General features: G+C 71.3%; 4 protein-coding genes. 3 read left to right on the top strand and 1 reads right to left on the bottom strand.

All coding sequences use genetic code 11. From position 1 onward, the window contains the following. Positions 1–201: 201 nt before the first annotated feature. Positions 202–483 carry an HU family DNA-binding protein gene (locus V7793_RS35445; protein ID WP_071961969.1) on the top strand — a complete coding sequence of 94 codons (282 nt, stop codon included), beginning with the start codon at positions 202–204 and terminating at the stop codon, positions 481–483. Positions 484–691: 208 nt separating this feature from the next. On the opposite strand, the gene murA is transcribed toward V7793_RS35445, so the two are convergent. Next, entirely contained in the window at positions 692–2,035 is a 1,344-nt protein-coding gene (gene murA / locus V7793_RS35440; RefSeq protein ID WP_336013792.1) for a UDP-N-acetylglucosamine 1-carboxyvinyltransferase, read from the bottom strand. A gap of 229 nt (positions 2,036–2,264) precedes the next feature. Between murA and V7793_RS35435 the strand changes: the two genes are divergently transcribed. Both V7793_RS35435 and V7793_RS35430 read left to right on the top strand, forming a co-directional pair. Then, complete coding sequence (locus V7793_RS35435) at positions 2,265–2,861, top strand: YqgE/AlgH family protein (protein ID WP_336013791.1); 597 nt, start codon at positions 2,265–2,267, stop codon at positions 2,859–2,861. Between the two features lie 246 nt (positions 2,862–3,107). After that, on the top strand, positions 3,108–3,398 hold a 291-nt coding region (locus V7793_RS35430; protein WP_078660579.1), incomplete at its 3' end, for a DUF3039 domain-containing protein.

Below are 3,398 nucleotides of genomic sequence, written 5' to 3'. Positions count from 1 at the left end.
TGCGGCTGTATCCGAGGCTGTGCCGCTTTCCGTGTGACTCTCCAGGGTGCCGGATTGGCTTTCCCGCCACTGGTGGGGGCAGGATGCGTAACCGGGCGCGAGGGTCTGGCAACGGACCCGGGTCCGGGGACTGTCCGAGGGCCCTGGCAGCATCGGCTTCGATCTCACGCCTCATTGGCAAGAAGAACACGGGAGTACAACATGAACCGCAGTGAGCTGGTGGCCGCGCTGGCCGACCGCGCCGAGGTGACCCGCAAGGACGCCGACGCCGTTCTGGCCGCGCTCGCCGAGACCGTCGGCGAGATCGTCGCCAAGGGCGACGAGAAGGTCACCATCCCCGGCTTCCTGACCTTCGAGCGCACCCACCGTGCCGCTCGGACCGCTCGCAACCCGCAGACGGGTGAGCCGATCCAGATCGCTGCCGGTTACAGCGTGAAGGTCTCCGCGGGCTCCAAGCTCAAGGAAGCCGCCAAGGGCAAGTAAGGCCTTCAGCGCTGCGCTCAGCGCTGGAAGGGCGGTCACCCCGGGCCGGGGTGACCGCCCTTCGGGCTTTTCCCGGGCTTCTACGGGCCCTGCAAGGCCCGCGGACGGCGTACGGCCACCCGGATGCACGAAAGCGCCTGTACGGGCCTTGAATGGCTCGTACAGGCGCTTACGGCCCGTCAGAACGGCTGCGCCCAGGCGACCGTGTCTAGGCGACCGGGTCGCCGCCGGGCATCTCCACGTTGGCGCCGAGGTCCTTCAGCTTCTGCATGAAGTTCTCGTAGCCGCGGTTGATCAGGTCGATGCCGTGGACCCGCGAGGTGCCCTCCGCGGCCAGGGCCGCGATCAGGTACGAGAAGCCGCCGCGCAGGTCGGGGACGACCATGTCGGAGCCCTGCAGCTTGGTGGGGCCGGAGACGACCGCCGAGTGCAGGAAGTTGCGCTGGCCGAAGCGGCAGGCGGACCCGCCCAGGCACTCGCGGTACAGCTGGATGTGAGCACCCATCTGGTTCAGCGCCGAGGTGAAGCCGAGGCGCGACTCGTACACCGTCTCGTGGACGATCGACAGGCCCGAGGCCTGCGTCAGGGCCACGACCAGCGGCTGCTGCCAGTCGGTCTGGAAGCCGGGGGCGACGTCCGTCTCCAGCGCGATGGCGTTGAGCGAGCCGCCCGGGTGCCAGAAGCGGATGCCCTCGTCGTCGATCTCGAAGGCGCCCCCGACCTTGCGGTAGGTGTTGAGGAACGCGACCATCGAGCGCTGCTGGGCGCCGCGCACGTAGATGTTGCCCCCGGTGGCCAGCGCCGCGGACGCCCAGGAGGCGGCCTCGAGGCGGTCGGAGAGCGCGCGGTGGTTGTAGCCGCCGAGCTTGTCGACACCGGTGATCCGGATGGTCCGGTCGGTGTCCATGGCGATGATCGCGCCCATCTTCTGCAGCACGCAGATGAGGTCCTCGATCTCCGGCTCCACGGCCGCGTTGGACAGCTCGGTGACGCCCTCCGCCAGGACGGCGGTCAGCAGCACCTGCTCGGTCGCGCCGACCGAGGGGTAGGGCAGGCGGATCTTGCAGCCGCGCAGCCGCTGCGGGGCCTCCAGGTACTGGCCGCCCTCGCGCTTCTCGATGGTCGCGCCGAACTGGCGGAGCACCTCGAAGTGGAAGTCGATCGGCCGGCCGCCGATGTCGCAGCCGCCCAGGCCGGGGATGAAGGCGTGGCCGAGCCGGTGCAGCAGCGGGCCGCACAGCAGGATCGGGATGCGCGAGGAGCCGGCGTGCGCGTCGATGTCCGCGACGTTGGCGCTCTCCACGTACGTGGGGTCGAGGACCAGCTCGCCGGGCTCGTCGCCGGGGCGGACGGTCACACCGTGCAGCTGCAGCAGTCCGCGCACGACGCGTACGTCGCGAATGTCGGGGACGTTGCGCAGCCGGCTGGGGCCGTGTCCGAGCAGCGCGGCGACCATGGCCTTGGGCACGAGGTTCTTCGCGCCGCGGACACGGATCTCGCCCTCGAGCGGGGTACCGCCGTGGACAAGCAGGACATCGTCAGGGCCGGTCATGGATCTCGCGTTCCTGGAGTTGGGCAGGGGGCAAGAAGAAAGGGTAATGCGACGAGGGGGCCGCCCTGTATGCCCTGGGGGGCTCCGGGCACGTCATGGCTTTGCAACAACACGCTCCGTTAATGGAATGGTCGCTACCGGTTATCGGCGGGGCGCCGGGGGCCGCCCCTTTCTTGCCGGAGTGGGCGTCCACCCCCCGCGCGGGCCCGAAATGCGGGATCATGTGCCCATGTCCGAGGTGTCCTCGCTCACAGGACGACTGCTGGTCGCGACACCGGCGCTCGCTGACCCGAATTTCGACCGCGCGGTGGTGCTGCTGCTCGACCATGACGAGGAGGGGTCCCTCGGAGTGATCCTGAACCGCCCGACCCCCGTCGGAGTGGCCGACATCCTGGAGTCCTGGGCCGCGCTGGCCGGGGAGCCGGGCGTGGTCTTCCAGGGCGGGCCCGTCTCGCTCGACTCGGCGCTGGGCGTGGCCGTGGTGCCGGGGGAGGGGGGCGACAAGACGGGCGCCTCCGCCGTCGCCGGCGACGGCCCGCTCGGCTGGCGCCGCGTCCACGGCGCGATCGGCCTCGTCGACCTGGAGGCCCCGCCGGAGCTGCTCGCGGCCGCCCTCGGCTCGCTGCGGATCTTCGCCGGCTATGCCGGCTGGGGCCCCGGCCAGCTGGAGGACGAGCTGGTGGAGGGCGCGTGGTACGTGGTGGAGTCCGAGCCGGGCGATGTGTCGTCGCCCGACCCGTCGCAGCTGTGGCGCGCGGTGCTGCGCCGCCAGCGCAACGAACTGGCGATGGTCGCCACGTACCCGGACGACCCGAGCCTGAACTGACCCGCGCGCCCGGGCGCGCCGGAGCGGCTCCGGCCGGTCCAGGGCCCGGCGGCGGGCCGGCGCGGACCCTGTCGCGGCGTGCGAGTCGTACGCCCGCGCCCGTAGCCGCCACGTCCTCGCGGGCCCGTTCCGGCGGGGGCGCGAGCGGGCGTGTGAGCGGGGGTACGGCCGGGGGTGCGACCCGGGCGGGAAACGACCGGACCGGGGATCGGTCCCCGGCGGTGTCCCCCAGTACCCTTGGAGACCATGAGCACTCTTGAGCCCGAGCGCGGGGCAGGGACCGGCACCCTCGTAGAGCCGACGCCGCAGGTGTCGCACGGCGACGGCGACCACGAGCGCTACGCCCATTACGTCCAGAAGGACAAGATCATGGAGAGCGCGCTCTCCGGTTCCCCGGTCGTCGCCCTCTGCGGCAAGGTCTGGGTCCCGGGCCGCGACCCGAAGAAGTACCCGGTCTGTCCGATGTGCAAGGAGATCTTCGACGGCATGGGTGCCGGCGGGGACAAGGACAAGGGCGGCAAGGGCGGCGACAAGAAG

Source organism: Streptomyces sp. KLMMK (assembly GCF_036961605.1).
In the GTDB taxonomy this organism is placed as follows: Bacteria; Actinomycetota; Actinomycetes; order Streptomycetales; family Streptomycetaceae; genus Streptomyces; species Streptomyces telluris.
Note: the sequence above shows the minus strand (reverse complement) of the source record. Positions and strands in the feature narration are given on the sequence as shown.

What these genes read in the sequence shown, in the direction of transcription:
- V7793_RS35445 (WP_071961969.1), top strand. Translation starts at nt 202, where the DNA reads ATGAACCGCAGTGAGCTGGTGGCCGCGCTGGCCGACCGCGCCGAGGTG.
- murA (WP_336013792.1), bottom strand. Translation starts at nt 2,035, where the DNA reads ATGACCGGCCCTGACGATGTCCTGCTTGTCCACGGCGGTACCCCGCTC.
- V7793_RS35435 (WP_336013791.1), top strand. Translation starts at nt 2,265, where the DNA reads ATGTCCGAGGTGTCCTCGCTCACAGGACGACTGCTGGTCGCGACACCG.